Consider the following 26,408-nt stretch of genomic DNA (forward strand, 5'->3'; position numbering starts at 1 on the left):
CCTACACCTCCACGCGCCGTTCAGGCGCGTGGACGCATGAATGCATCCTCGTCCGCCGTGCCCGGTGCGCAGGCGGGCGGGGCTTGGCGCGCGCCACTGCTGGGGCTGTCCGTCGGGGTGTTGGCCGGGCTGCTGGTCTTTGCGCCGGCCCGGTGGCTGGCGGCGGGCGTGGGCTCGCTCAGCGCGGGGCGGGTGACGCTGAGCCAGGCGCAGGGCACGGTATGGGCTGGTCAAGCTGGCCTGAGCCTGTCCGCCGGCGTGGGCGCGCTTGACCCGCGTGCCTTGCCTGGAGGAGTGCGCTGGCGACTTGGTCTGGGCTGGGGCCGTGACGGGGACGAAGTTCAGGGCAAATCCTGGTTTGGCCAGCCAGTGCTGCGCGTCGAAATCTCCGCGCCATGCTGCTCACCCGAACCGCTGCGCCTGAGCGTGCATGATTTGTTTGGCGCTGCGCCAGCAGTGGTGCTGGCGGCACACAGCAGCCAGTGGCCGGCAAGCTGGTTGGCCGGCTTGGGTGCACCCTGGAACACGCTGGCCTTGCAGGGACAATTGCTGGTGTCCACCCCGGGCCTGCGCTGGCAGGCGCAGCGGATGGAGGGAGAATTGGAGGTCCAGGCCTTGCGAGTATCGTCTGCGCTGTCCACCCTGAAACCCTTGGGCAGCTATCGTCTGCATCTGTCGTCTTCCGCCCCGGATTCGGGGGGTATTTCCCGGGCTTATGCTTCCACTGGCTCGGGTCCGAGCTTGGACAATCCTGCTGGGGCTGGCACGGTGCATCTGGTCTTGTCCACACTGGAGGGAGATTTGCAACTGAGCGCCCAGGGGCAGTGGCAAGCCGGGCGCCTGCGTTTGCAAGGATTGGCCGAGGCCTCGCCTGATCGGATCGACGCTTTGTCCAACCTCTTGAATATCTTGGGTCGGCGCGATGGTTTGCGAGCGCATCTCAGGCTCGGATAGGTTTGCATAGGATAGGGTTCGTGTCTCGTCTATTGACTGTCATTTCTCGTCGTGTTCCTTCCGTGCTCGCCATGCCGCGCGGGCGCGGACTGACATGGTCGGTCGCCTTGTGCCTGCTCGGTCTGTTGTTCGTGCTTGAGCCGCACGCGCAGACGATGACCGGCTCCCAGACTGGGCGCGCCGCACCCAGCATCACGCTCAATTTCGTCAACGCCGAGATTGATGCCGTGGCCCGTGCCATGGCCTCGCTCAGCGGCCGTGCGGTGGTGGTCGACCCCCGTGTGCGCGGCACGGTCACGCTGCTGAGCGACCGACCCGTGGGCGTGGCCGTGGCGATGGAACAGTTCGCCGCGGAACTGCGCGTGCGAGGCTTCGCGCTCGTGGCTGCGGAGGGCGGCATGTATAAGGTGGTGCCCGAGGCCGATGCCAAGCTGCAAAGCGGCACCGTGGTGAGTGGCACGGGCGATGGCGGCGAGGCCCGGGGCCAGCAGGTGGTGACCCAGGTGTTTCGCCTCCATCACGAAAACGCCAACAACCTGGTCGCCGTGCTGCGTCCGCTCATCAGTCCGAACAACACGATCAACGTCAGCCCCGGAGCCAACGCCCTGGTCATCACCGACTATGCGGACAACCTGCGGCGCATCGCCCGCATCATTGCCGCGATGGACGACGCGGGACTCGACGCGAATGATCTGCAAATCCAGCCGCTGCGGCATACGCTGGCGGGTGATATCGCTCCGCTCGTGCAACGCCTGCTGGACGGCGAAACCGCGACGGGCAACGCGGGGGGGGCGGGCAGCCAGGCCTTGCGCACCGTTGTGTTGGCCGAGCCGCGCAGCAATGCGCTGCTGCTGCGCGCGCCCAGTCCGGCGCGGCTGGCCTTGGCGCGCACCTTGATCGCCAAGCTCGACGTGCCGCCCGCCTTCGGCGCTGCAGGCAATATCCATGTGGTCTATCTGAAGAACGCCGAGGCCGTGCGCCTGGCGGAGACGCTGCGCGCCGTCTTGGCCGCTGAGGGAACGTTCGCCGCCGGTGCTGGCACGGGGTCCACCGGCGGCACCGCTACGCGCACCAGCACGACGACACGCGCCACCGCGACCGCTTCGTCCACGACAGCGGCGGGCAGCGGCAGTGCCACTGGCGGTCAGATCCAGGCCGACGTGCCTACCAATTCGCTCATCATCAGCGCGCCCCTGCCGCAATACCGCCAGTTGCGCGCCGTGATCGACCAGCTCGACACGCGCCGTGCCCAGGTGTTCGTCGAGAGCCTGATTGCCGAGGTCAACGCCGATGTGGCCAACGACTTCGGCATCCAGTGGCAAGGCGGCATCCCGTCCGGAGCGAGCGGCAGCGTGGTCGGGTTGATGGGCACCAATTTCGGCTCGGGTGCGGGCAATATCTTCAACCTGGCCTCGGGCATCGCCAGCGGGGAACCGTCAGCACCTGGCACGGGTTTCGCCGCCGGGGTGGGGGTGCAGCGTGGCAACGGCGTGGCGCTGGGCGTGCTGGCGCGCTTCCTGGAAACCAACAGCCTGGGCAATGTCTTGTCCACGCCCACCCTGATGACGCTGGACAACGAGGAGGCCAAGATCGTCATCGGTCAGAACGTGCCCTTCGTGACTGGTCAATACACGGCCAACAACAGCGCGACCGGCGCGGTCAATCCCTTCCAGACCATCGAGCGGCGGGACGTGGGCCTGACGCTGGCCGTGCGTCCTCAGATCAGCGAGAACGGCACGGTGAAGATGGTCATCTCGCAAGAGGTCAGCAGCGTGGACCCGACGTCGCTGACCAATCCCGCCGGACTGCGCACCTCCAAGCGTTCCATCGACACCAGCGTGCTGGTGGACGATGGTGCCATCATCGTGCTCGGCGGCCTGCTGCAGGACGAAAGCAGCGTCAGCGAGGAGAAAGTTCCCGGCCTGGGCAGCATTCCCGGTCTGGGCTGGCTGTTCCGCAGCGAAAGCACCAGCCGAAAGAAAACCAACCTCATGGTTTTTCTGAGGCCCGTCATCGTGCGCAATTCGCAGGACAGCAACCGGATTTCGCTGGATCGTTATGACTTGATGCGCGCCGTGCAGTCGCAGCTGCGGCCCGCCCAGGTGGGTGACGGCCCCGTGCTCAACGTCGAGGAAGCGGCCGTGCTGCCTCCCGTCCCCCGCGCGCCCCCACAGGAGCCGCCAGCGCAGGAAGGCGAAGCGCCAGGCGACGAAGACGCTGAACCCGCCGAACCCGACACGGCCCCATGAAGGCATTTGCATGAGCGCCGCCCGGTTCAACGAAGGTGCGCGCGTCGCGGTCCCGCCGGGCGAGACGATGACCGTTCGCGAATTGCCGCTTGCAAGCAGCGCCGCGCCCACGCGCCGTCTGCCCTATGCCTACGCGCGGCAGCATGGCCTGTTGCTGGCCGAGGACCCAAGTGGGGGGATGGTGCTGCATGTTGGCCTGGAAGCCGGCGGGGCCGCGAGCTCTGGCCTGCTGTCCGCTCTGGGTGAAGTGCTGCGTCACCATGGTCGTCAACCTACCGAAGTGGAAAATTGGCGCTGGCAGTTCGATGCACCGCAGGCCCTGGCCAGTCGCATCAGCGCCGCTTATGCCAGCCAAGGTGACGCCAGTGCCGCAGACATCGTGAGCGAAGTGCAGAGCGACGCGGACCTCGGGCGCATCATGCAGGAGCTGCCCGCGATCGAGGACCTGCTGGAAAGCGCCGACGACGCACCCATCATCCGCATGCTCAACGCCTTGCTCACGCAGGCCGCGCGCGATGGCGCGAGTGACATCCACATTGAGCCCTACGAGCGTCATTCCAGCGTGCGCTTCCGTGTCGACGGGGCCCTGCGTGAGGTGGTGCAGCCCAACCGTGCTTTGCATGCGGCGCTGATCTCCCGGCTGAAGATCATGGCGGAACTGGACATCGCGGAAAAACGCCTGCCGCAGGATGGCCGCATCAGTCTGCGCCTGGGCGGACGCGCCATCGATGTGCGCGTGTCCACTCTGCCTTCGGCCCACGGCGAACGGGCTGTGCTGCGTCTGTTGGACAAATCCGGCTCCCAGCTCACGCTGGAGTCCGTGGGCATGGAGGGCGAGACGCTCACGCGCTTCGAGCATCTGGTGGCGCAGCCGCACGGCATCATCCTCGTGACAGGCCCTACCGGGTCGGGCAAGACCACCACGCTGTATGCCGCGCTGCAAAGGCTGGACGCCAAGCGCGGCAACATCATGACGGTGGAAGACCCCATTGAATATGAGCTGCCCGGCATCGGTCAGACGCAGGTGAATGCGCGCATCGATCTCACCTTCGCCAAGGCCCTGCGGGCCATCTTGCGCCAGGACCCCGACGTCATCATGATCGGCGAGATCCGCGACTTCGAGACCGCGCAGATCGCCATCCAGGCCTCCTTGACCGGCCACCTGGTGCTGGCGACCCTGCACACCAATGATGCACCCAGCGCCGTGACGCGCCTGACCGACATGGGCGTGGAGCCCTTCCTGCTGTCGAGTTCGCTGCTCGGGGTGCTGGCCCAGCGCCTGGTGCGCAAGGTGTGCGTGGAATGCCAAGGAACAGGATTGATCCCCGCGCTCGGTGCTGACGCGCACGCGCAGCCCTCCGGGGGGACGCACCATGTCTTGGGCAGTGGCGACATGGTGGGCTGCCCGGCCTGTGCCCATAGCGGCTATGCGGGTCGCACCGGCATCTTCGAATTGCTCACGGCCGACGACACGCTGCGCGCCTTGATCCACCGCCAGGCGGCCGAGGCCGAGCTGCGCGAACACGCTTTGCGCAACGGCATGACGCCCATGCGCGTAGATGGCCAGCGCTTGGTGGACAGGGGCGTGACCACGATGGAAGAATTGCTGCGCGTGACGCGGGATTGACCACGGGTGCACGCCCTTCCAGTCCTCCTGCCCCTGCGCCAATGAACCATGCCCGCCTATTCCTACGAAGCCGTTGATGCCCAGGGACGCAGCCAACGCGGCGTGCTGCAGGCCGATGCCGCGCGCGCGGTGCGCGCGCAATTGCGCGCGCTCGGGCTGACACCCCTGCGGGTGGACTTGGTGGGTGGCGGTGCCGCCGCATCCGGTGGCGCAACCTCTCGCTTCGACTGGCGGCGCAAGACCTTCAATGCCAGTGAACTGGCCGTCTGGACGCGGCAGTTGGCTGGCCTGGTCGACGCGGGCTTGCCGCTGGAGCGGGCTTTGGCTTCGCTGGCGCAGGACCTCACACAAGATTCCGGCAGGCCCGAGCAGCAACGCCTGATCGCCCAGCTGCGCGATGAGGTCAATGGCGGTTCTACCTTCGCTCGGGCTTTGGGCCAGCATCCGAGGACCTTCGACGAAAGTTATGTGGCAGTGATCTCGGCGGGCGAACAGGGCGGGCAGCTGGGCGCGGTGCTGGAGCGCCTGGCCGATGAGCTCGACGGGCAGGAAGCCTTGCGCGGCAAGCTCATCGGCGCCGCGCTTTACCCGCTGATCGTCAGCGGTTTCTCCTGCCTGATCGTGGCTTTCCTGCTGACTTATGTGGTGCCGCAAGTGGCCAACGCGTTCAGCAGCGGCAACCGGGCCTTGCCCGCGCTCACCGTGTTCATGCTGGCCCTGAGTGCTTTCTTGCGTGCTTGGGGCTGGGCCTTGCTCTTGTTGATGGCCGCTGCGGCCGCGACGGTGTACGCCCTGCGCCAGCAGGAAGGGCCACGCCGCCGGATGGACGCGTTGTGGCTGCGCCTGCCCGTGCTGGGGCGCCTGGCCGTGGGCTACAACGCCGCGCGTTTCGCGGCCACGCTGGCCTTGCTGGCCAACGCGGGCGTCCCCATCCTGCGCGCGCTGCAGACGGCCGCAGACACCTTGCACAACCGGGCCTTGCGAGCGGATGCACAGACTGCCTTGCACCTGGTGCGTGAAGGCGCGCCGCTGGCGGCGGCCTTGGCGGCGCAACAGCGGTTCCCCGGGCTGTTGACCGTGTTTGCGCGCCTGGGTGAGCAGACCGGTCAGTTGCCCGCCATGCTGCAGCGCGCGGCGGGGCAGTTGGGCGCCGACGTGCAGCGACGGGCATTGCGCCTGGCCACGCTGCTGGAGCCCTTGCTCATCGTGGGCATGGGCCTGATCGTCATGCTGATCGTGTTGGCGGTGATGATGCCGATCGTGGAGCTGAATCAGCTGGTGAGATGACGCGCTGGCGCGCGCAGTCTCAGCGGGCGCCCAGCATGATGCGACCCCGCCATGCGCCCGGCGCGCCGTCCACGCGCTGCAGATCTGCGTCATGCGGCAACAGACGTGCTTGCTGCCGCACGGTTTGCAGCCAGGTGGCCAAGGCGCCGGGCGAAACCTGGTCAAAGCGCACGCTGTAACTGCCGGGGCTGACTTCTTGGACCTGGGCTCGCGCGTCACCTGCGGCGGCGGTGACGGCCAGCAAGGTCTGCAGGACGGCTGCGTTGTCCATGGCGCTGGCGGCACCGCCCGCTGCGTCAAGCGCGCGCAGGGCAAGCGCCTGGGCGCGCAAGATCCGCACCTGGTCCCAGTCGGCCTGCGCCTGCTGCCCTTGCTGGGCGGTTTCGCGCAGGCTGTTCAGAGGCATGGCGATGCCCAGCTGCCACACCAGGGCCAGCGTTACCACGATGCCCATCCCGGCCATGGCGCGCCGTTCGCGTTGAGACAGTCCCCTCCACCAAGTTTGCAGTTTCTGTTTCATGGCGATGGTTTTCCTTCGCTTGCGGTTTCGATCGTGACTGCCCGAATCAATCGCGCTTGAGCACGCTTTCGACCGTGCCGGCCGATCCTGGCGTGCCACCGGAGCCCGCCTGCAAGGTCCAGCCTTGCCGCGCGGCGGCCAGAGCCAGCGCCGCACGGACCGGTTCGCCTGGCGCATGCCGCAGTCGAACTTCGCGCGCGCTGTAGCGCAGGCTTTCCAGCTGCAGCCCGGCCAGCGCGGGGGTGGCGCCCATGGCCTGGAGCAGGCTTTCCAGATCGGCAGGGCCCAATTGACCCGCGCCGTGGCGCATGGCGTCCAGCTCACGTTGCATCTGCCGGGGCGCATCGAGCACGACCGTCAGCTTGGGAAACGTCTGAGTGGCGGTGCGCTGGGTTTCGAGGCGCAATGCGCGCAGAGCGGCGCGATCCCGCCAGGCCCATGTGTGCAGGCCGATGATTTGCACCATCACCAGGGCAGCCGCGCCCCAGCGCAAGGGCCGCCAGCGCGGGGCTTGCCAAAATGGTTTCAGCCGCTCCAGCAGGGCTTGACCGCGGCGCGCGCCCAGGGCGTCGCGCAGCTCAAACTGGGCCAGGTTCCAGCCGCTGTTCACGCCACGCAGCCATTGCTGCGCCTGGGGTTCGGTTTTCCAGGGCAGGGCGGGCAGGGCCGCCTGAGCCTCGGCCATGGCATCGGGCGTGGCGGTGCACACGGGCGGGACCGAGGCGCTGGTCTTGCCCTGGGCGGCGCTCAGAAGCGTGGCGCATGCGGAAGCGTCCTGCGCCACGAAGGCGGCCAGGGGCAGGCTGATCAGACCTGCGGGGCCCCCGATGTGCAGCCAGGCGGTGCCGGTCTCGGCACTGATCCACAATTGGGTGGTGGCATCGGCTGGCGGGGGAAAGGCCGGAGCGATGCGCAGGGCGGGGCGGCCCGCAGCGCGCAGGCTGGCCAGGCAGGCGTCCAGCCAGGCGCGGTCGCAGGTGGCTACCCAGGTCAGGCCCTGCGCCGTGCCGGCAGCTGGGTGGCCAGGGGGCAAGGCGAATTGCAATTGCGCGGGGTCGTCCAGCAGCGCTTCTTCCAGCAGGCCGTGCAGCGCCGCCAGGCGCTTGCGCGCCGGTACCTTGGGCAGGCGCACGAGATGCCATGACAGCCGTTGGGGTGGTACGACGAGGACCACGCTGGCATCCTGCGGCCAGGCCGCGCTCGGGCCGCTGCCGTGGGCCGCGATGGCGAAACCAGGGCCCGACAGATAGGGGTTGACCTGGGCCCAGTGCCAGTCTTCGTCCGGCAGGCGTGTGGCTGTGGCGGGCGGGAGCGCGGTGTTCGACAGGCTAGGGGTGAGCAGCAGCACGACGGGGTAAGGCAGATGTAAGCGGAAGCACTGGCCAGCATATCACTCGAGCGCATGGTTCATTCCACCGTCGGCACGCGTGCATGACCGCGACCACTGACACGCCACACGGTGCTGACCGTGATGCCGTTGCGCACGACCAGGGTACGTTCCTCGAACACCTGCTCGTCCAGGCGCAACTGCCCCGCTACCGCGAAGTAACGGCTGCTGACTACATGGCTCTGGGCCGTGGCCAGCAGGTCGGGCGCGCCGGCTGCTTGCAGTGCGGCGCGCAGTTCGGCCAGGCTCGTGTAGGGACGTTGCTGACGCAGGGCGATGAGGCGTTGGGCTTGCGGGCTTTCCAGCCTCGGCATGCTGGCTTGGAGGGCAATTAGGCTGGCGGTGTTGACGTTGAGCGCGGTGCGCTCGGGCAGCCAGGTGGCGTGCGGCGCCAGTGCTTCCAGGGTGGCGCTCGACAGGCCCAGCACGCCCAGCTGCTCGAAGCGTTGAGGCAGCAAAGGGGCCAGGGGGTTCACGGCGCCCAGGGTCGTGTTGCCCGTGCCGCTCCCTGCGTCCCTGCCGCCGCTGTCAGAGGCCGCGCGGCTGGTCGAGGCCTGCGCGGCCGCCCAGGCCATGGGCAATCGGTTCAGCAGCAGAGCCAGTTCCGCCTCGGGCAGGCGCAGAAGCTGAAATAGCCGTTGCGCGATCGCGACGTCCGCAGGGGAAAGGGTGACGTCCTGCGCCGCGCCATCGGCCTGACTGGCCAGCAGGTTGCGCAGGTTCACGCGGCCTTGCAAGTCGGTCACGGTGCCAGAGAGAAAGGCGATCCGCAGGGGGTCTTCGCCGGATGGCAAGCCGGTTCCCTGGCCGCCGGTATTTCCCCCGCCACGCCGATCGAGGGTCAGGAAATCCGACAGACGTGCCTCCTGCAGCGGCACGCTCCAGGGCTCGCCCAGGTGATCAATCTGGCTGGCTCGGGCATCTTCGCGCAGGATCAGGCGCGCCCAGTCCAGCGCACCCACCAACACCCAGCGGGCTTCATCTCGCTGGCGTTCAGCGCGTTCGGCCGCCCATGCCTGCCATTGACGCCAGTAGCCGCTGGCGGCCAGCGTGGACACCAGCGCCACGATGAGCATGGCCATCAGCAGGGCGCTGCCGCGTTCCCGCGTGGGACGTTGCGCGAGCGGTCTGCGTTTCATGGCGTGCCGGTGTCGGTGCGGGGGCGATTGAAACTGGGGTGCACCCAATCCATCAGCAGTTGCCGTGTCTCGGGCGCGCCTTCGCCGGGCAAGGTCAACAGCAGGCGGATGCCGCTGGGCGCGGTGGTCTCCGTCTCGGTGCCGCCGCCGCTGCTGGATTGCGGATTGCTCCAGGCGCCGCCCCGGTAGTAGAGCAGCTGCCATTCCTGCACGGCGGGCAGCAGGGTCTGCTGGGCGCGCAGCGCATCGCTAGGGTTGCGCGCCCACAGGCGCGCGGCTTGCCAGGCCTGCAGCAGGGCCTGGCGTTCCCGCAACACGGGCGAGGCCCAGCGCGCCAGGTGCGGCGCGCCTTGCGCGTCGGGTTGCAGCCCCCAGGCCACGACCTGCCAGCCCGGCGTGTCATCCTCGGGCAAAGGCGCGGCGCGGCGTACCCATTGAATGACCAGACCGTCAAAAACAGGCGCCGGCTCGGGGGCCAGGTCTTCGAGTGCGTCCAGGTCGGCCTGCCACTGGGCCAGCGCGATGCGCCAGCCTTGCCAGTGCTGTGTGCGCTCCTGCGTCCAGGTCTCGGACTTGCTCAAGGTGTCCAGCGTGCGCCAGGCCAGCAACGTGAGCACCGAAAGGATGCTGATGGCCAACAGCAGTTCCAGCAGAGTGAAGCCTAGTTGCCTGCGCATGGACATGCTCTCGGTCAGCACCGCTCGGCCGTCCGCAGGCACGTAAGCGGGCTTTCGGGGAGTAGCCATTCGCGTGCCGACGCGCACGGGAGCTGTCCTATTCAATATCGCCCCACCAAGGTGGACAGCTGCAATAGCGAGGTGCGTTCGCCTTGCGAGCCACCCTCGGCCGCTTGCGGTTTGAAGACCCGAACCTGCACCGCGCGGAACGAAGGGTTGGGGGTGGGGCTGATGGTCAGATGCATGGTGTAAGTTTGACCCAATTGCTGACACCCGCTGTCATGTTCGCCCGTGGGCGGATACAGCGCGTGCAGGCGCAGGCTGGTCAGTGCGTTGCGCGCGCACAGCTGCGCCAGCCATTGTTCGGTCTGACGTTCGGCCAGCCGTTCCAGTGCCCGCGCGCCTTGCAGGCCGGCCAGCAGCGCCGTACCGGTGATGCTCAACGCCACCAGGACTTCAATCAGCGTGAAGCCGCCTTGCACGCGACAGCCTGGCTGGCGCGCGGCACGGCAATGCGACATGGCGAAAGGGCGTGGCACCTGGCGCGTCATGGGCGCACTGGCGTAGAGGAGGTCGAACGGTCATCGGTGGGCAGTAGGGCAAACGCCTGTGCGCCATCTGTGCCGACATCGACCGCCTGTCCGTTGACCTGCAGGCGCAGGCGTTGGGGGGGCAGCAGGGGCTCGGGGCCGAGCAGCAAGGTGGTGCCTGGTGGCTGCAGCACGATGGCCGAGACTTCTTCATGCTGCCAGCGGTGCTGGCGTGTCTTGATCTCGCCCGTCGGCGTGGGCTCCGTCAGTCCGAGGAACTCAAAACCACCCGGCACGGCCCGCCATTGCACGGGTTGACCCGTGCCATGAGACTGGGCGCGAGCTTCCTCCAGCAGGGCAACCAGGCGCTGGGCCTCGCGCACCGGGGCGTGCTGGCCGTGCTGGCTGATGGACCAGGCCAAGCCACCGCCAAGGAGTGCGACGATGAACAGCACCACCAGCAGTTCCAGCAAGGTGAAACCGCCTTGGCGCTTCTTGGTGCCAGGCTGTTTATTGCCAACTGCCGACATCGGCATTGGCTCCTTCGCCTCCGGGTTCACCGTCCGCGCCCAGGGACAATACGTCCACGTCGTCATGCACGCCCGGATTGAGGTATTGGTAAGGGCGGCCCCACGGGTCGGGCGGGAGCTTGTCCAGGTAGCGCCGCCAGTTCAGGGGTGCGGGGCCAGTTTCGGGGCGTGTGACCAGCGCAGCCAAGCCCTGTTCGGCGCTGGGGTAGCGTTGGTTGTCCAGGCGGTAGAGTTTCAGAGCCTGTTTGATGTTGTTCACGTCGGTGCGGGCGGCGGTGACGCGGGCATCATCGGCGCGGTCGAGCACATTGGGCACGATCAGCGCGGCCAGCACCCCGATGATGACCAGCACCACCATCAGCTCGATCAGCGTGAAACCGCGTTGACGCCTGAGCCCACCGGGGGGTTGGCGGTTGGAGCGGGCGGAAGCCAGAAGGCGCTGCATAAGCATGTCCATGGATTCAGTGGAGGGGAATTGCAAGAGTGGATGGCGATAATGCAAGCATGCAAAGCTTGTCCGTCGTCAGCAAACGTAGGCTGTTCTCCGTTCGTCCTTCGCAAAGACTTGCAGGAGCCACGTGGAGTATAGGATGGGCGCGCCTGCTGACCCTCCTTGTCTGGGCTCTGGTGGGCTGGTCCGCCACTTACTGGTTCCTGGGTGCGAGTCAGGGCGGCGTTCGACCGATGTCTGGCGCAGAGATGGTGAGCACCGAAGCGCCCGCCAGCGATGCGCAGACCGTCGCGCGTGCCTTGGGCGCCGTGGCGCCGATGTCTTCCAATGCCGTCACCAGTGCTCGTTACAAGTTGCTGGGCGTGGCCGCCGGACCTGCAGGGGTGGCGCTCATAGCTGTGGACGACCAGCCCGGGCGGCCTTACCGTCTGCATGCCACCTTGCCCGATGACGCACAGCTCGTAGCCTTGGGGCGCGACACGGCCACTTTGCGCTTGAGTCAGGGGCAACTGCTGAATCTGAAGGTGCCTACACCTGGCTTCGAGAGCGTGCCCGTCACTGAGTCTCCCCCCATACTCCCCGCGCCAACCATGGCCATCGGCGACGCGCAGGCGCCGGGGCAAGTTCAGGCATCAACGGATGCCATGTTTGAAGCGCAATCCGTCAGTGGCCGAGCTGAACGAGGAGGGCGGATCGAGCGCAGCAAGGACACGCTGAGTACCGATACCGGGCTGACCCTGGAGCGCCAGGACTGAAGGCCCGGGGGCGGTTCAGGTCGTCAGAACGGAATCTTGCCCGTCCAGATGTCCTTGTACATGGCCCAGTCGCCCATGAAGCTGTAGAACGGGCGCTTGAAGCTGGCTGGTTTGTTCTTCTCGAACACGAAGTGGCCCAGCCAGGCGAAACCGTAACCGCAGACCAGGCCAGCAGGAAGCCAGAACCAGCCGCCCGTGGCCAGCAACAGGCCCAGACAGATCAGAGCCAGGCTGCTGCCGGCGAAATGCAGGCGGCGACAGGTGCGGTCGCGGTGCTCGCCCAGGTAATAGGGGTAGAAGTCGGCGAATCGCGTGAAGTCGCGGGGGTCCATCGCCGTGCTGGCCTTGGGCTGGGTGGCTTGGTTCATGCTTGTCTCCTTGTTCGGGGCGGTCGGCCTTGTCTGGCCGCGCATCCCACGGATACGGGCGCAGCCTTTCCATGGCTTGGCCCTTGTTGCGTGGGGGCACGGTGCGGGCCGCAGGTATAGTGCGCCTCGCCCGAAGACAAGGCAAGAGAGGAAAACACATGGGCGGGGACACACAGGCAGGCAAGGCCAGGCAGACCGGGGGCATCGGCAAGGCAGGGATTGCGACCCATCCCCCCCGAGGCGGCCGTGGGACACGCTGGGTGTCGCTGTTGCTCGCCCTGGTCTCGGTGTTCGCGGTGGGGTGTCTCTACTACGCGCAGAACGATTTTCTGGAGAGCTTCGAGGCGCGCAGCTACGACCTGCGCTTCAAGAGCCTGCGCGGCCCGCTGCCGGTGCAGTCGGACATCGCCATCATCGCCATCGATGACAAGAGCATCGCTGCCTTGGGACGATTTCCCTGGACGCGCCAGCAGTACGTGCGCCTGCTCGAGCGCTTGGAGGAGAGCAAGCCGCGCGTCGTCCTGTTCGACGTGTTTTTCCCCGAGCCTGAGAACGCGGCGGTCGATGCTGCCCTCGCCCGCGCCCTGGCCCGCGCCGGCAATGTGGTGCTGGCCTCGACCTTTGCGTTCGATGCACAGGGGCGCGTGGTCGGCCGCACCGGCAGCCTGCCCGCGCTGGAGGCGGCCGCGGCAGGTCGCGGCCACATCAATCTGAGGCCCGAGGACGACGGCGTCAACCGGCGCAACGATCTGCAGTTTGCCTACCCGGACCCTGCGTCCGGTCAGACCCGTTTGATGCCCGCGCTGGGCCTGTCGGCGGCCCTCTTCATGCTGGGCGCGGACGCTTTTGGCGCGGAACCATTCCGGGTCTGGATCGCGCGGGGCCAGGAATTGCTGCGCAGCGTGCCCGTCAACGCCGACGGCGCCTTGTGGATCAATTACATGGGCACGGCGGGCGCCTACCCGCGTGTCTCCTTCGTGGACGTGCTGGAGGGCCGGGTGGACCCGGCCCTGTTGCGTGACAAGGCCGTTTTCCTCGGTGCGACCGCGCTGGGCGTGTACGACATGCGGGTCACGCCGTTCCACCCCAACACGCCCGGGGTCGAGGTGCACGCCGCCGTGGCCGACAACATCCTGAGCCAGCGTTACATCCATCGCACGGGCATGCAGGCGCTGTTCGATTTGCTGATGATCGTGGTGCTCGGTGGCCTGAGTTTCTATCTCACCGCGCGCATGCGGCTGCAACGCGCCATTCCGGCGGTCCTGGCCCTGGTCGCGTTGTACCTGGGCCTGGCCTACGGGATGTTCCTGCAAGGGCAGTGGGTCAGCATGGTGTACCCGCCGGTGGCGGCGCTGCTGGCGCTGCTGCTGGGCGGTGGCTGGCGCTTCATGGTGCTGGAGCGCAGTGCGCGGCAGATGCGAGCCATTTTTTCCAGCTATGTGTCCAGCAAGCTGGTGAGTCAGCTGGAACAGAACCCCGATGCCGCGCGCATAGGAGGCGACAGCCGCGAGGTGACGGTGATGTTCACCGACATCAAGGGCTTCACCACCTTCAGCGAACGCAACCCGGCCGAGGTGGTGGTGGACCGCCTCAATGAGTACCTGTCGGCCATGGTGCAGATCATCCACGCGCACGACGGCACGGTGGACAAGTTCATGGGCGACGGCATCATGGCCTACTGGGGTGCGCCGCTGCCGCAGGCGGACCATGCCCGCCTGGCGCTGCGTTGCGCGCTGGCCATGAAGGACAAGATGGCCGAGCTGACCGCTGCCTGGCAGGCGCGCGGGGTAGAGCCTTTCCAGATCCGCGGCGGCATCCTCAGCGGCCGGGTGGTGGCGGGCAACATTGGCTCGACCGGGCAGAAGATGGAATACACCGTGATTGGCGACACGGTCAACCAGGCCTCGCGCCTGGAGGGCGCGGGCAAGACCTATGGCATCGACTTCACGGTGGGGGAGTCGACGAAGCAATTGGTGGAGGCGGACCGGGAATTCCACTTCCGTCGCCTGGACTGCGTGCGCGTGGTGGGCAAGACCGAGCCGGTGGAATTGTTCGAGCTGCGGCCATCGCCACCGACCGAGGGCGGCGATTCCCTGGTCGGGCGCTTCGAGGCGGCCCTGGCGCATTACCGCGCGCAACACTGGGATGAAGCTGTGAATTCCTTCCGTGGACTGGTGGCCGATTTCCCAGAAGACGGGGCCAGCAGGCTATATTTGCAGCGCTGTATCGAATTCCAGGCCCAGCCGCCCGTCGCCGACTGGGACGGCGTGTTCAATCGGCAGGAAAAGTAAGCCGCTGGACCGGCGGAAGTGCCGATGGACAAAAACCGGCCCGAGCACAAAAATTCAGACCCGCTCGCCCACGAACGAGTGCCTTGCTCCTAGAGGATTGAAGATGATGCGTTCCACCTTTGCCGCCCTCAGGCTGTTCTTCGCCAGCGTTGCCGTCTCGGTTCCGATGGTCCTGAGCGGGGTGGGCTGGGTCGCGCTGCCGAGCGCTGCGCAGGCGCAGACTCCGCGCGTGGAATTCGTGCGCTCCGTGACCACGGCCGACCTGCGCAAGCTGCTGGGCATGGACGCCAAGTACCTGTACGTGGCGCGCAAGAGCGGCCAGGTGGACGCGCTGGAGGTCGAGACTGGGCAACTGGCCTTCACCCTGCAGGCGCAGGACGCCAAGGGCAAGAAGTTGCTGGGCCGGGCCGAGGAGGCCGTGGTGGCCGGTGACACCCTCTATGTGCTCGATGGCGGCGAAAACCGCGTCGTGCTGTATGGCCTGGACGGCAAGTACAAGGGCACGATCGGTGGCCGTGGCGAGGCGGGCCTGTCCTCGCCCCAGGGGCTGGCGGTCGCGGGTGGCATCGTCTATGTGGCTGACACGGGCAACCGCCGCATTCAGATGTACGGCGACAACGGGGTCTACCTGTCGTCCCTGGCCATCGACCGCCATGCCGCGAACAAGGCCTTGAACGTCGAAAAATCACCTTACAAACTGGAACAGCCCACCGGCGTGGCGATCAGCCCCAAGGGCCAGGTTTACGTGCTGGACGCCGCCGGCGGCATCTTCAGTGACCGCTCGCAGGTCAAGATTTACGCGGCGGATGGGCGCTTTCTGCGCCTGCTGCCCAAGAACGGCAAACCCGCCGCCTTGCTCATGGGGCCGGATGGCAGTGCCTATGTGACCGACGCGGCCGAGTTCACTATCCAGCGTTACTTGCCGGCGGGCGGTCAACCCAGTTACTTTGGCTCCAAGGGTGACGGGCGCGGGCAGTTCATGAGCCTGGCCGGCCTGGCGTTTGAAACCGACGATACGGGCAACATCTACGTGGGTGATCCGCAGCAGGGCCTGTTGCACCACTTCCGGGTCCCTGCGGCGCGTGCCGTGACGCCTGAACTGGCCGAACTGCCTCCCGTGGTGCGCGTGCGCCAGAGCCTACCCTTGGCCGCCAGCCGCCTGGCCTGGGATAGCAAGGGAACGCTGGCCGGCGTGGCCCGGGGCAAGTCCGACGTGATCCTGCTCCATAAGGACGGCAAGACCAGCGAACTCAAGCTCAAGAAGGGCCTGGAGCCCGCTGCGCTGGCCTATGACAAGGGTGGCGCGCTCTGGATGCTGGAGCGCAAGAACGACAAGCTGCACAAGCTGGACGCGGCCGGCAATCCGGTGCTGACCATCGGGCGCAGTGGTAGCCGCAACGGCCAGTTCGACGAACCAGCCGATTTCGCCTTTGCCAGCGATGGCAGCATCTACGTGGCCGACACCGGCAATGGCCGCATCCAGGGCTTTTCGCCGGATGGTGTGTTCTTCCGTGTCATCGACAAGGGCCTCAAGGAGGAACTGGACGAGCCGGTCGCGCTGGCCATCGACGAAAAGGACAACCTGCATGTGCTGGACATAGGCCGCAACACGGTGGTGGTGTACGCCGCCGATGGCGCGCCGTTGCGCGAGTTCGGCAATGACCCGGCGCGCGAGGACGAACGCCTGCAAAAACCACAAGGCCTGCTGGTGACGCAGGAGGAAACCCTGGTGCTGTCGCCGGACCGCGTCAGCGTCTATGGGCAGCACGGAGACCAGGCAGGACGCTTGTTGCGCACCTTCGGCGCCGAAGGCAAGGAGGCGGGCGAACTGGCCCGCGCGCAGACCATCGCCGTGCGCGACGCCAGCACCTTCTTCATCGCCGATGGCGAGCAAGCGCGCGTGCAGCTCTTCGCCACCGGTTACCGCCCCAAACCACCCCAGGGCGTCAAGGCCGCGCCCGCCGTGCACGGTGTGGCGCTGAGCTGGACGGCCTCCCCCTTGAACTACGTGGGCGCCTACGCGGTGTACCGCTCCGAGCAAGAAAACGGACCGTGGGAGCGTGTCGGCTTGAGCCCGACCACGGCCTACGCCGACACCGGCCTGCAGCCTGGGGTGAAGTACCACTACCGGGTTGCGTCGACCACCCAGGCCGAGGCCCAGGAGGGTGCGCTGGGCACGGTGGTCGCTGCGGCCGCGCTGAAGTACACCCCGCCGCCGCCGGACGAGGTGCAGGCCGACGCCACGCCGTCCAGCCTGCATTTGCACTGGAAACCCATGGACATGGTGTCGGCCTACCGGCTGTACGAGAAGGACGGCGACAAATTCAAGCAGGTGGCCGAAAGCGCGGTGGCCGAGTTCCGGCGCGAGAAGCTCGCCTCCAGCACCGATTACAGCTACTGGCTGAGCGCGGTCAGCGTCGACGGGCTGGAGTCTGAAAAGCGCCAGGTGCAGGCCAAGACCCAGGTGGACACCCGCCCGCCGCTCGAGATCGACGCCACCCAGCTCGCCAACGTTTTCTCCAACAGCTACAAGCTCTACGAGCAGGATGGCGTGGGCACGGTCAAGCTGACCAACAACACGACCTCGCCGCTGACCAACATCAAGGTCAGCTTCGTGCTCAACACCTTCATGGACTTCCCGACCGAGCAGCGCCTGCCCTTGCTCGAACCTGGCGCCAGCGCCGAGGTGCCGCTCAAGGCGGTGTTCAACAACCGCATCCTGAGTCTCACCGAGGACACGCCGGTGCAGGCCAAGCTCGAGGCCAGCTATTTCGCCGAGGGACAGGCCAAGACCTTCAGCCAGGTGCGCACCATCAGCATCTACGACAAGCACCGCATGAGCTGGGACGAACCGGGGCGTTATGCGGCCTTCATCACGCCCAAGGATCCGTTGATCGTCAACTTCACGCGTTCAGTGGCCGCCGAGTTCGGTGCCGTCAAGGAACCCACGCTGATCGCGGCGGCCCTGTTCCAGACCCTGGGTGCGCTGGGCCTGACCTATGTGCAGGACCCGACCAATCCTTACCAGAAGACATCGAACAACTTGTCCATCGTGGACTACATCCAGTACCCTCGCGAAACCTTGCGGCGTCGTTCGGGCGATTGCGATGACCTGGTGGGCCTGTACACCGCTGCGCTGGAGAGCCTGGGTATATCGACCCGCATCCTGCTGGTGCCCGGCCACATGCTGCTCATGCTCAACACGGGCGTGGAAGCGCCGGCCGATGGTTACACCATGAACGAGATGTACGTGGCGCACGAAGGCATGCTATGGATTCCGGTGGAGGCCACGCTGGTCGGCAAGTCCTTCACCCAGGCTTGGGAGGATGGCGCCAAGACCTATTACAAGACCAAGGGCAAGCAAGGCTTCGAGGTGTTCAACATCCATACCGCCTGGCAGACCTTCAAGCCCGCCAGCCTGCCTGAAGACGAGTGGCAACCCCAGGCCATGCGTCGCGACGAGGTCGAGAAGCGTTTCCCGAATGAAATGGGTTCGGTGCTCAAGATCAGCTCGCAGACACGTACCCGCAGCTACCTGCAGGCCATCAAGACCAATCCCAAGGACGTGAACGCGCATCTGCAGGTCGGCATCATCCTCGCACGCCTGGGCGACAGCGCGGAGGCGCGCAAGTATTTCAGCAAGGCGATTGAAATCAACCCCCAGGACGCCGCCGCCCTGAACAATCTGGGCAATCTGCACATGCTGGAAGACCAGTATCCGCAGGCGCAGAAGTTCTACGCCGACGCCGCTTTGGCCGATCCACAGGATGCTGAAATCCTGATCAATCTCGCACGGGCCCACCGCGCGGGCAAGAACATCGAGCAGGCCAAGCTGGCCTATGACCAAGCGCAGAAGATCGACGCCGCTGTCGCCAACAAATACAAGGCGCTGGGACTGGAACTGATGAACACCTTGAGCACGATCCCGGCGGCGACGCCGGCGTCCTCGGCTGTGCCAGCGGAACCTGCTGCGACGCCCACGGCGCCCCCTGCCGTGCAGGCACCAGCGCCAGCTGCGGAGTCGAAGTCCTGAGTCCGGCGCCGAATCGATCATCCCCCTTGGAGAGGTAACCTGCCATGCCATCGTCCCTCGTGTTGCCCAAGAGTCAGCCGCTGTTGCGCGCCTGGTCAGTCGTGGGTATCTTGTGTTTCGTTGCCGGGTCCGCAGTGGCGCAAAGTGCCACTCCCTCGCCGGCCTCCACGCCTTCTGCGCCTGTCGGCGCCGGCATGTCCGGCTTCATGGAGAAGCTTCGCATGAAGGTGGAGCAACTGACGCCGCAGAAGCAGGTGAGCACGACGACGGCCGTGGGTGGGGTGCGCGGCTCCGCCGTGGCCGCAGCCGACGTGTACTGGAAAGGGGAGGCCAAGCCTCAAACCATCGACGCGGCCGAGTTGGAGGTGTTCCAGAAGGGCGTGGCCCTGGTGGAGTCCGACCAGAAGGCGCAGGCCCTGGCGGTCTTCACGGAGTTTGCGAAAACCTATCCGGAGAGCATACTCAAGGCCGACGCAGAGGAAATCATGCGACACTTGACCGCGCAGCCGGTGGCGCAGTAGCCGCCGGCCCTGCATGGCGTGGGCTGGCGCGGCCCACGGCGCAACGACGAGGAGCACACATCATGAAAGTCAGCGACATCTTGCGTGTCAAGGGCAACACGCTCTACACCATCTCCCCCGAAGACCCCTTGGCCGTCGCGCTGGACCTGATGTCCGAGAAGGACATCGGCTCGTTGGTGGTGATGGAGCAGGGCAAGCTCGTGGGCATGCTCACCTTCCGCGAGGTGATCCAGCAGGTGGTCAAGAACAAGGGCAGCGTGGGCGACACGCGGGTGCGCGCGGCCATGGACAGCGCGCCGCATACCTGTGCCATGGACACGGAGCTGGACGAGGTGCGCCGCCTGATGTTGGAGCGGCATGCCCGCTACACGCCGGTCATGGAAAAGCACATGCTGATGGGCGTCATCAGCTTCTACGACGTGGCCAAGGCCGTGGTGGAGGCGCAGGATTTTGAGAACAAGCTGCTCAAGGCCTACATCCGCGACTGGCCCGAAGACTCGCCGGATTCGCGTTTCGTCTGAGCCGCTGCGAAGCCGGGCGTGCCCCTTGCCTTCAGACGGCCCGAAGCACGCGCAGCCGCAGCTGGTTGGGCAAGGGCATTGAGCAGCGCAGGATGTCGTCGGCCAGCCAAAGCGCCGACTTGCGTGCGCGCTCGGCCACCATGGGCAGGGGCATCTGCAGGTAGTCGTCGTTGAAGACTTCGAAGCTGTAGTCGCCCGTGTAGCCGAGCTGGTCGATCTTTTGCACCAGCTCGATGATCTGTTCGGAGTGCACCCCCTCGCCGGGGAAGACCCGGTAGGTTCGGGCCGTGGCCATGCGTTCCTCGAAGGTGCGCGTCTCCTGCCACATGAAGTCCGACAACTGCACCAGGAAGATCTTGCCCGGGTCGATGTCCGCGATGGCGTCCAGCGGGGTTTTGGCGGCCAGGATGTGGTAGGAGTCCAGGCAGACCCCGAGGTTGGGCGCATCGGCGCGGCAGACCACGTCCCAGGCCGTCGTGTATTCGTTGACCGTGCGCCCCCAGGAGAGACCTTCATAGGCAATGCGAATGCCATGGGGCACCGCCAGCATGGCCAGTTTGTGCAGGTCACGCGCGATGTGGTCCAAGTCCTGGCTGGCATGAGGCGAGGTGGACGAACAGGCCAGCAGCACGTCGCAACCGAGCGCGGCGCACATCTCGAGCATGGTCTTGGCGATGTCGACCTTGTACTCGTGCAGATGGCCGCTCAGGCCCTCGAAGTCACGCAAGACTTGGAAACCGGTGCCGCGCAGACCGCTGTCGCGCACTTCCCGCACGGCGGACTGCCAGCCCTCGGGGTGGCCCACCAGGTCGTTCGCCTTGAGCATGATCTGGCTGAAACCCGCTTCGCGCGTGGCCCGCAGCTTGGCCTCCAAGGGGCCTGCGAGCGTGATGGTGTCCATGCCGAAGCCACGGATGGCTTCTTCCATGCTGCGCCGGTCGCTCATGGCGTGGCTCCGGCCTGGGAGTGTACGAGCTCGAACACCACGCCGCCCAGGTAGGCCTTGGTGAGGGCGCCGCGCTGTTCGGTGTGGGCCGCGGGACTTTCGACGAATTCGACGCCACGGGCGCGCAGGGTCTTCACCGCCTCGAGCACGTCGGACACGCCCAGGCCGATGCGCTGCAGGCTTTCGCGGTTGTCGGGTGCGTCGAAGGTGGGCTCGACAAGCTGGAACATGAAAGCGTGGCCAGCTTGTCGGGTCGGCAACTGCATCAGCTTGCCGGCCGGCATGATGCCGAAGCGTTGTTCGTCCGGGATCAGGCGCGCGCCCAGCAGCGTTTGGTAGAACTCGATCCAGTCGTAGGCGCGGTTGATGCCGATGTACTGCACCACGCCGAAGAAGTGCAAACCGGGCAGCACCGACTGGGTCTCGGTCCGTGCATTGGGGATCGGAAGGAAATCGACGTCGTAGATCGAGAAGTCCCGGTAGCGGTCCACCAGGTAGATGCGGCTGCCGCCGACGCCGTGCAAGGCCGGGATGTTCAGCTCCATGGCTTCGGGGTGCGTGGGCACCTCCCAGGCACCTCGGGCGAGCACGTAGGCTCGCGCGGCACGGGCGTCGCGCACGCGCAGGGCGATGGCGCTGAGGCTGGGTCGGTCCGTGCCATGGGTCGAGCCTGCCACGTCGGCCGGGTGGGCGTTGACGATGATGTTCAATTCGCCCTGACGGTACAGCGTGACTTCGCGCGAGCGATGCCGGGCGAATGGATAAAAACCCATCATTTCCAGGACCTGGCCCAGCGCCTGGGGCTGCGCGGTGGCGTATTCGATGAACTCGATGCCATCCAGGCCGATGGGGTTGGCCTCGTCGCTGAAAGAGGGCAGCAAGGGCTCTCTCGCTTGTTCGGGGTGGTGCGGCAGATCGTTCATGGAAGCTCCGTCGGGCAGGAGTCAGGAATGCAAGCGCGTGGAATTCAGGCGTGCCACGGCACGCAGGTTTTCCGCCGTGGTGCTGGGGTAACCGAAGAACTCAAGATACGCGGGGATCATCTCGAACAGCATGTCGGTGCCAACCTGGATGGGGCAGCCGCGCTCCTGCGCGGCGGCCAGAAATGCCGTCATCTCCGTGCGCATCACGACCTCACCGACGAAGGTGCGGGGTGATAGGCGGGCCACGTCCACGGGGAGCGGGTCACCTGCGTTCATGCCCAGCGGCGTGCCGTTGACCACCAGGTCGAAATCGGCGGGGTCCTTGCCGCCAGTTTGCACGGCCAAGCTGGGGTATTCGGTGCGCAGCCGCAGCGCCAGGGCCTCGGCACTGGCGGGCTGCACGTCGTACAGCGCCAAGCGGGTCACGCCCGCGGCAGCCAGCGATGCGGCAATGGCCGAACCCACACCCCCACAACCCACCACCAGGGCGCTGGCGCCATTGAGGACCAGGCCCTTGCGGCGCACGCCGCGCACGAAACCTTCGCCGTCGAACATATCCCCCAGTAGCCGGCCGTCACTCAGGCGCTTCACGGCATTGCAGGCACCCGCGACGCGTGCCGTGGGCGTCACTTCGTCGAGCAGGCTCACGGTGCTGATCTTGTGTGGCATGGTGATCAGGGCGCCGCGGATGTTTTCCAACAGAAAGACCGAACGCAGCACCCCGGCGAACGACTCAGGCCGGCAGCCCATGGGCACCACCACTGCATTGACCCCGACCGACTCGAAGTAGGGGTTGTAGATCAGCGGTGCCTTGAAGCTGTGGGTGGGGAAGCCCAGATGGGCGATCAACTCGGTGTTGCCGTCGATCAGGGCGCCCTGGAAGGCTTGTGCGTTCATTGGAATGCTGCGTGTCGTATCGGTCTGGGTTTATTTGCGCAGGCGCGCCAGCTCGGCCATCATGGCGTTGACGGTCGCCTCGCCCACGTTGGCCGAGTGCTTGGCGATCACCGGCTTCATCTTCTCGCGCAGCTTGGCCACTTCTGCGGCGGGCAGTTCGGTGACCTGCATGCCGTTCTGCTTGAGCGTCTCCAACAGGCTGCCGGCCAGGGTGCGCGACTGCTCGCGTTGGAACTTGATCGATTCCGTTGCGGCGTCCTGCAAGATCTTCTTGTCGCCGGCCGACAGGCCATCCCAGAACTTCTTGCTGACCACGATGGACTGCGGGTTGTACTGGTGGTAGGTCAGGGCCAGGTGCTTCTGCACTTCATACAGCTTGGCGCCGTTGATCGTGGCGACCGGGTTTTCCTGACCATCGACGGCCTTCTGTTCCAGCGCGGCGTAGAGCTCTGGGAAGGGCAGGGGCGTGGGATTGGCGCCCAGCGCCGAAACCCAGTCGATGTTGATCGGGTTGGGAATCACGCGCAGCTTCAGGCCGGCGATGTCCTCCACCTTGGTGATGGGGCGCTTGCTGTTGCTGATGTGGCGAAAGCCCAGTTCGTAGTAGCCCAAGCCCACCAGGCCCTTTTCTTCCAGCTTGGCGTGCATGCTCTTGCCGAAGCTGCCATCGACCACGGCATCGGCCTCTGCCGGGTTGGCGAACAAGAAGGGGAAGTCATAAATGGCGAAGTCCTTCACCAGGCTGGCGAAGATGCCCGAATTCATCGAGGCCATCTCCAGCGTGCCGCCTTGCAGCGCCGACACATTGGCCTGGTCACTGCCTAGGGCGCCGCCTGGGAACACCTGAACCTTGAGCTTGCCGCCGGACTTGGCGTCCACGATTTCGGCGAACTTTTCCATGCCCAGCACGATGGGATGGCCCTTGGCGTTCTGGTTGACGAACTTGATGGTCTTGGTCTGCGCCTGGGCCAGACCGACGGCGGCGACCGACAGGGCCGCCACCAGCGTCTTGAGGAAGAGTCGTTTCATGGTTTGTCTCCGTTTTTTCTGGGACGCCCGTGAAGGAGGCAGCTGCGGTGGCGTACCCTGATGCCGCAGCCCCTTGGAAATCAATAGAACCAGCGAGCGGGCACCATGACCAAGCTGGGGAACAGGACCAGCAGGAACATGAGGGTGAACTGGGCGATCATGAAAGGCCAGACACCCTTGGTCACCTCGTCCATGCTGAGCTTGCCCACGCCGGCCACTGTGCTCAGCACGGTGCCCACCGGTGGCGTGATCAGACCAATCGCGTTGTTGATCATGAACAGCACGCCGAAGTAGACCGGGTCGATGCCCGCGGCCTTGATCAGGGGCATGAAGACGGGTGTGAGGATCACGATGGTTGGCGTCATGTCCATGGCCGTGCCGACGAGCATGGTGATGACCATCATGGTCAGCAGCAAAAGCGTGGGCCGGTCCAGCAGGGGCTGCAGCAGGCTGATCAGTTCGCTGGGCAGATTGGCCACGGTGATCAGCCAGGCCACAACCATGGCCGCGGCAACCAGGAACATGATGACGGAGGTAGTCTGGGCCGCCGACCGGAACAGTCCGAAGAGTTGCGACAACTTCAACTCCTTGTAGACCAGGGTCGAAATCAGCAAGGCATAGACGGCAGCGACCACGGCCGCCTCGGTGGGCGTGAAAACGCCAAACTTCAGGCCGACCACGACGATCACCGGCAGCCCCAGGGCCAGGGAGGCATCCTTGAGTGCGGTCCTCACTTCGGCCAGGCTGGCTCGGGGTCTGAGTTGGCCCTTTTCCTTGCGACTGAGCAGCCACCAAGTCAAGGCCAGTGCCAGGCCCAGCATCAATCCCGGCACGATGCCAGCGAGGAATAGCTTGGAGATCGACACGTTGGCGGTGACACCGAAGATCACGAAACCGATGCTGGGCGGGATGATGGGGGCGATGATGGCGCCCGCCGAGATCAGCCCTGCGGATCGGGCGCGGTCATAACCTGCCTTGCTCATCACGGGCAGCAGTAGCGCGGCCAGGGCTGCGGCGTCGGCCACGGCCGAACCGGACAGCGCGCCCATGATGATTGCCGCCATGATGGCCACGTAACCCAGACCGCCTCGCAGATGGCCGACCAGGGTGATGGCGAAGTTCACGATGCGGCGCGACAGGCCCCCAGCATTCATGATCTCGCCGGCCAGCATGAAGAAGGGCACGGCCAGCAGGGGAAAGCTGTTGGCGCCTTCGATGATGTTCTGCGCCAGGATCTGCGCGTCCAGCATGTCCAGGTGCCACATCAGCGCAGCGCCGGTCACCAGCAACCCAAAGGCGATCGGGACCCCCAGGGCCATGGCGCCCAGCAGGGCGCCCAGGAAGATGGCGATGGTCATGCTTGCTCCTGGCGTTGTTGTCGTGTGTTGTCGTCGCCAGGGACCACCCCATGGGGCATGTCATCGGATTCGCGGACGTGGATCAGGGCCGAGCCCGTGAGCTGACCCGTGAAGAATTTCCAGAGTTCGTGGGCGAGGGCGAGCGCGGCCAGCACGGCGAACACCATGCCGGGTGCGTAGAGCCATGCCATCGAGGCTTCCATGACTGCACTGGTTGATTGCATGTTGATGCGCGTCTGCTGCAGCGCGCCGTCGAACATGAGCCAGCACACGCCCAACATCAGCAGGTGCGAGGCCAGGAAGCACATCTTGCGGCCCGCCAGGGGCAGCCGGGAGATGAGCGCGTCGGTGCCCAGGTGCGCGTGCTGGATCACCCCAACCACCGCGCCCAGGAAAGTCATCCACACGAACAGCCAGCGCGACAGTTCCTCCGACACGGTGATGCCGGAATTGAAGCCGTAGCGCAGCACCACGTTGCCGAAGACCATGAGCACCATCAGGCCCAGGCACAACACCATCAGGACGCCGAAGCCCCGACAGATGAAATCAATCAGTTTTTCAATCACGAGGATGTCTCCAGACGGTTATTTTGTACGAACTGGTTAGTTTTCAAACAGGGGATAACCCTGGCACCCACCCTGCGTGGGTGGACCGACGCAGGCAGTGGCTCAGTTCTGGCGCATGAAGCGCACGATCATTTCGACCACGTTGTCGCGCCGCTGGGCGATGTAGGCGCGCGAGCCCATGTCGATCTTGAAGATCAGGCCAAAGGTGTGCCGGTTGGAGACGTTGAAGAAGCTCAGCGCCGAGATGGAGGCGTGGATGTCCACTGGGTCCAGCCCCTTGCGGAAGACGCCCGCGGCGATGCCGCGTTCGTAGAGGTTGCGGATCGCGGCGATGGCCGGCACGTTGAGTTCCTGGATGCGCGGGCTTTGCGCGAGGTACTGGCCGCGGTGGATGTTCTCCGACATCACGAGTCGGATGTAGTTCTCGTGGTCCAGGTGATGGTCGAAGGTGAAGGCCACCAGCCGGCGCAGCGCCTCCTCGGGTTCCAGGTCCTGCAGCTTCAGATGCGATTCGATGTCGCGCACCCGGCGGTAGGCTTCCTCCAGCACGGCCAGGTACAGGCCTTCCTTGCTGCCGAAGTAGTAATAGATCATGCGCTTGCTGGTGCGCGTGGCCTCCGCGATCTCGTCGATGCGCGCGCCCGCCAGGCCCTTCTCGCCGAACTCGACCTCGGCCACACGCAGGATGTCGGCCTGTGTGCGTTCCGGGTCGTTGGTGCGCCCAGGCACCTTGCGTGCCGGTGCCGCCGAGCGGCTGCTGCGGGCGCGTCGGCTTTGTACTGGTTCGTTCATTCATGCAGTATAGGGCGGCCTTCCGTCCTGCCGCCATCGCCGCGGCATCACAGAGCG

The 26,408-nt window shown here is 66.0% G+C and carries 24 protein-coding genes; 9 read left to right on the forward strand and 15 right to left on the reverse strand.

Annotation, left to right across the window (positions count from 1 at the left end; translation table 11 throughout):
• Window positions 1–36: 36 nt before the first annotated feature.
• From gspN to gspF, 4 genes are all read left to right on the forward strand, one after another.
• The gene (gene gspN, locus AZ34_RS08065; RefSeq protein ID WP_051509618.1) at window positions 37–954 is read left to right on the forward strand and encodes a type II secretion system protein N; all 918 of its coding nucleotides are present in this window, start codon (window positions 37–39) and stop codon (window positions 952–954) included.
• Between the two features lie 20 nt (window positions 955–974).
• Entirely contained in the window at window positions 975–3,203 is a 2,229-nt protein-coding gene (gspD, locus tag AZ34_RS08070) for a type II secretion system secretin GspD (protein ID WP_331280902.1), read from the forward strand.
• Between the two features lie 67 nt (window positions 3,204–3,270).
• Entirely contained in the window at window positions 3,271–4,830 is a 1,560-nt protein-coding gene (gspE, locus tag AZ34_RS08075; protein WP_051510100.1) for a type II secretion system ATPase GspE, read from the forward strand.
• Between the two features lie 48 nt (window positions 4,831–4,878).
• A complete protein-coding gene (gspF, locus tag AZ34_RS08080; protein ID WP_035606867.1) occupies window positions 4,879–6,117 on the forward strand; it encodes a type II secretion system inner membrane protein GspF in 1,239 nt (412 codons plus the stop codon).
• Window positions 6,118–6,136: 19 nt separating this feature from the next.
• Here gspF and gspM read toward each other — a convergent pair whose 3' ends face one another.
• From gspM to gspG, 7 genes are read right to left on the reverse strand one after another with little or no spacing between them, the layout of a single operon-like run.
• Complete coding sequence (gene gspM, locus AZ34_RS08085; protein WP_035606870.1) at window positions 6,137–6,637, reverse strand: type II secretion system protein GspM; 501 nt, start codon at window positions 6,635–6,637, stop codon at window positions 6,137–6,139.
• Between the two features lie 46 nt (window positions 6,638–6,683).
• Window positions 6,684–7,985 (reverse strand): type II secretion system protein GspL, encoded by a 1,302-nt coding sequence (gspL, locus tag AZ34_RS08090; RefSeq protein WP_051509619.1) that lies wholly within the window; start codon window positions 7,983–7,985, stop codon window positions 6,684–6,686.
• A gap of 59 nt (window positions 7,986–8,044) precedes the next feature.
• A complete protein-coding gene (gene gspK, locus AZ34_RS08095) occupies window positions 8,045–9,163 on the reverse strand; it encodes a type II secretion system minor pseudopilin GspK (protein ID WP_035606873.1) in 1,119 nt (372 codons plus the stop codon).
• A complete protein-coding gene (locus tag AZ34_RS08100; protein ID WP_051509620.1) occupies window positions 9,160–9,909 on the reverse strand; it encodes a PulJ/GspJ family protein in 750 nt (249 codons plus the stop codon). Before AZ34_RS08100 ends, gspK begins: the two co-directional genes overlap by 4 nt.
• A 32-nt stretch (window positions 9,910–9,941) precedes the next feature.
• Complete coding sequence (gene gspI, locus AZ34_RS08105) at window positions 9,942–10,379, reverse strand: type II secretion system minor pseudopilin GspI (RefSeq protein WP_331280903.1); 438 nt, start codon at window positions 10,377–10,379, stop codon at window positions 9,942–9,944.
• Between the two features lie 8 nt (window positions 10,380–10,387).
• Window positions 10,388–10,900 carry a pilus assembly FimT family protein gene (locus AZ34_RS08110; RefSeq protein ID WP_051509621.1) on the reverse strand — a complete coding sequence of 171 codons (513 nt, stop codon included), beginning with the start codon at window positions 10,898–10,900 and terminating at the stop codon, window positions 10,388–10,390.
• Window positions 10,881–11,345, reverse strand: a complete 465-nt coding sequence (gene gspG, locus AZ34_RS08115; RefSeq protein WP_155831746.1) for a type II secretion system major pseudopilin GspG — start codon at window positions 11,343–11,345, stop codon at window positions 10,881–10,883. The genes AZ34_RS08110 and gspG overlap by 20 nt, the downstream gene beginning before the upstream one ends.
• Before the next feature lie 254 nt (window positions 11,346–11,599).
• Between gspG and AZ34_RS17580 the strand changes: the two genes are divergently transcribed.
• Window positions 11,600–12,106 (forward strand): type II secretion system protein N, encoded by a 507-nt coding sequence (locus tag AZ34_RS17580; RefSeq protein ID WP_051509622.1) that lies wholly within the window; start codon window positions 11,600–11,602, stop codon window positions 12,104–12,106.
• A 23-nt stretch (window positions 12,107–12,129) separates the two neighbouring features.
• On the opposite strand, the gene AZ34_RS08125 is transcribed toward AZ34_RS17580, so the two are convergent.
• Window positions 12,130–12,474, reverse strand: coding sequence for an Mpo1-like protein (locus tag AZ34_RS08125; protein WP_035606879.1), 345 nt, complete (start codon window positions 12,472–12,474; stop codon window positions 12,130–12,132).
• 158 nt (window positions 12,475–12,632) lie between these two features.
• Here AZ34_RS08125 and AZ34_RS08130 point away from each other — a divergent pair, with 158 nt between their 5' ends.
• From AZ34_RS08130 to AZ34_RS08145, 4 genes are all read left to right on the forward strand, one after another.
• Window positions 12,633–14,765 carry a CHASE2 domain-containing protein gene (locus AZ34_RS08130; protein WP_035606882.1) on the forward strand — a complete coding sequence of 711 codons (2,133 nt, stop codon included), beginning with the start codon at window positions 12,633–12,635 and terminating at the stop codon, window positions 14,763–14,765.
• A 103-nt stretch (window positions 14,766–14,868) separates the two neighbouring features.
• Window positions 14,869–18,798 (forward strand): tetratricopeptide repeat protein, encoded by a 3,930-nt coding sequence (locus tag AZ34_RS08135; RefSeq protein WP_035606885.1) that lies wholly within the window; start codon window positions 14,869–14,871, stop codon window positions 18,796–18,798.
• 44 nt (window positions 18,799–18,842) lie between these two features.
• Complete coding sequence (locus AZ34_RS08140; RefSeq protein WP_035606888.1) at window positions 18,843–19,319, forward strand: hypothetical protein; 477 nt, start codon at window positions 18,843–18,845, stop codon at window positions 19,317–19,319.
• Window positions 19,320–19,381: 62 nt separating this feature from the next.
• Window positions 19,382–19,840 carry a CBS domain-containing protein gene (locus AZ34_RS08145; protein WP_035606891.1) on the forward strand — a complete coding sequence of 153 codons (459 nt, stop codon included), beginning with the start codon at window positions 19,382–19,384 and terminating at the stop codon, window positions 19,838–19,840.
• Window positions 19,841–19,871: 31 nt separating this feature from the next.
• Here AZ34_RS08145 and AZ34_RS08150 read toward each other — a convergent pair whose 3' ends face one another.
• The 7 genes from AZ34_RS08150 to AZ34_RS08180 all read right to left on the reverse strand — a co-directional run bounded on the left by AZ34_RS08150 (window position 19,872) and on the right by AZ34_RS08180 (window position 26,351).
• Window positions 19,872–20,786 carry a sugar phosphate isomerase/epimerase family protein gene (locus AZ34_RS08150; protein ID WP_197026513.1) on the reverse strand — a complete coding sequence of 305 codons (915 nt, stop codon included), beginning with the start codon at window positions 20,784–20,786 and terminating at the stop codon, window positions 19,872–19,874.
• Entirely contained in the window at window positions 20,783–21,709 is a 927-nt protein-coding gene (locus tag AZ34_RS08155; protein WP_035606894.1) for a VOC family protein, read from the reverse strand. Before AZ34_RS08155 ends, AZ34_RS08150 begins: the two co-directional genes overlap by 4 nt.
• Window positions 21,710–21,730: 21 nt before the next feature.
• Window positions 21,731–22,579 carry a shikimate dehydrogenase family protein gene (locus AZ34_RS08160; RefSeq protein ID WP_035611210.1) on the reverse strand — a complete coding sequence of 283 codons (849 nt, stop codon included), beginning with the start codon at window positions 22,577–22,579 and terminating at the stop codon, window positions 21,731–21,733.
• 57 nt (window positions 22,580–22,636) lie between these two features.
• Window positions 22,637–23,635, reverse strand: coding sequence for a TRAP transporter substrate-binding protein (locus AZ34_RS08165; protein WP_035606897.1), 999 nt, complete (start codon window positions 23,633–23,635; stop codon window positions 22,637–22,639).
• An 80-nt stretch (window positions 23,636–23,715) separates the two neighbouring features.
• Window positions 23,716–24,993 carry a TRAP transporter large permease subunit gene (locus tag AZ34_RS08170; protein WP_035606900.1) on the reverse strand — a complete coding sequence of 426 codons (1,278 nt, stop codon included), beginning with the start codon at window positions 24,991–24,993 and terminating at the stop codon, window positions 23,716–23,718.
• A complete protein-coding gene (locus AZ34_RS08175) occupies window positions 24,990–25,559 on the reverse strand; it encodes a TRAP transporter small permease (RefSeq protein ID WP_035606903.1) in 570 nt (189 codons plus the stop codon). The genes AZ34_RS08170 and AZ34_RS08175 overlap by 4 nt, the downstream gene beginning before the upstream one ends.
• Window positions 25,560–25,661: 102 nt before the next feature.
• Window positions 25,662–26,351, reverse strand: a complete 690-nt coding sequence (locus AZ34_RS08180; protein WP_035606906.1) for a TetR/AcrR family transcriptional regulator — start codon at window positions 26,349–26,351, stop codon at window positions 25,662–25,664.
• Between the last annotated feature and the right edge of the window lie 57 nt (window positions 26,352–26,408).

The sequence above is a fragment of the Hylemonella gracilis str. Niagara R genome (assembly GCF_000600295.1).
GTDB classification, from domain to species: domain Bacteria; phylum Pseudomonadota; class Gammaproteobacteria; order Burkholderiales; family Burkholderiaceae_C; genus Hylemonella; species Hylemonella gracilis_A.

Coding starts and splice junctions, on each gene's coding strand:
- AZ34_RS08150 (WP_197026513.1), bottom strand. CDS start 20,786: ATGAGCGACCGGCGCAGCATGGAAGAAGCCATCCGTGGCTTCGGCATG.
- gspF (WP_035606867.1), top strand. CDS start 4,879: ATGCCCGCCTATTCCTACGAAGCCGTTGATGCCCAGGGACGCAGCCAA.
- gspG (WP_155831746.1), bottom strand. CDS start 11,345: ATGCAGCGCCTTCTGGCTTCCGCCCGCTCCAACCGCCAACCCCCCGGT.
- AZ34_RS08135 (WP_035606885.1), top strand. CDS start 14,869: ATGATGCGTTCCACCTTTGCCGCCCTCAGGCTGTTCTTCGCCAGCGTT.
- gspK (WP_035606873.1), bottom strand. CDS start 9,163: ATGAAACGCAGACCGCTCGCGCAACGTCCCACGCGGGAACGCGGCAGC.
- AZ34_RS08130 (WP_035606882.1), top strand. CDS start 12,633: ATGGGCGGGGACACACAGGCAGGCAAGGCCAGGCAGACCGGGGGCATC.
- AZ34_RS08170 (WP_035606900.1), bottom strand. CDS start 24,993: ATGACCATCGCCATCTTCCTGGGCGCCCTGCTGGGCGCCATGGCCCTG.
- AZ34_RS17580 (WP_051509622.1), top strand. CDS start 11,600: ATGGTGAGCACCGAAGCGCCCGCCAGCGATGCGCAGACCGTCGCGCGT.
- AZ34_RS08145 (WP_035606891.1), top strand. CDS start 19,382: ATGAAAGTCAGCGACATCTTGCGTGTCAAGGGCAACACGCTCTACACC.
- gspE (WP_051510100.1), top strand. CDS start 3,271: ATGACCGTTCGCGAATTGCCGCTTGCAAGCAGCGCCGCGCCCACGCGC.
- AZ34_RS08180 (WP_035606906.1), bottom strand. CDS start 26,351: ATGAACGAACCAGTACAAAGCCGACGCGCCCGCAGCAGCCGCTCGGCG.
- gspN (WP_051509618.1), top strand. CDS start 37: ATGAATGCATCCTCGTCCGCCGTGCCCGGTGCGCAGGCGGGCGGGGCT.
- AZ34_RS08165 (WP_035606897.1), bottom strand. CDS start 23,635: ATGAAACGACTCTTCCTCAAGACGCTGGTGGCGGCCCTGTCGGTCGCC.
- AZ34_RS08110 (WP_051509621.1), bottom strand. CDS start 10,900: ATGTCGGCAGTTGGCAATAAACAGCCTGGCACCAAGAAGCGCCAAGGC.
- AZ34_RS08125 (WP_035606879.1), bottom strand. CDS start 12,474: ATGAACCAAGCCACCCAGCCCAAGGCCAGCACGGCGATGGACCCCCGC.
- gspM (WP_035606870.1), bottom strand. CDS start 6,637: ATGAAACAGAAACTGCAAACTTGGTGGAGGGGACTGTCTCAACGCGAA.
- AZ34_RS08100 (WP_051509620.1), bottom strand. CDS start 9,909: ATGGCTACTCCCCGAAAGCCCGCTTACGTGCCTGCGGACGGCCGAGCG.
- AZ34_RS08140 (WP_035606888.1), top strand. CDS start 18,843: ATGCCATCGTCCCTCGTGTTGCCCAAGAGTCAGCCGCTGTTGCGCGCC.
- AZ34_RS08155 (WP_035606894.1), bottom strand. CDS start 21,709: ATGAACGATCTGCCGCACCACCCCGAACAAGCGAGAGAGCCCTTGCTG.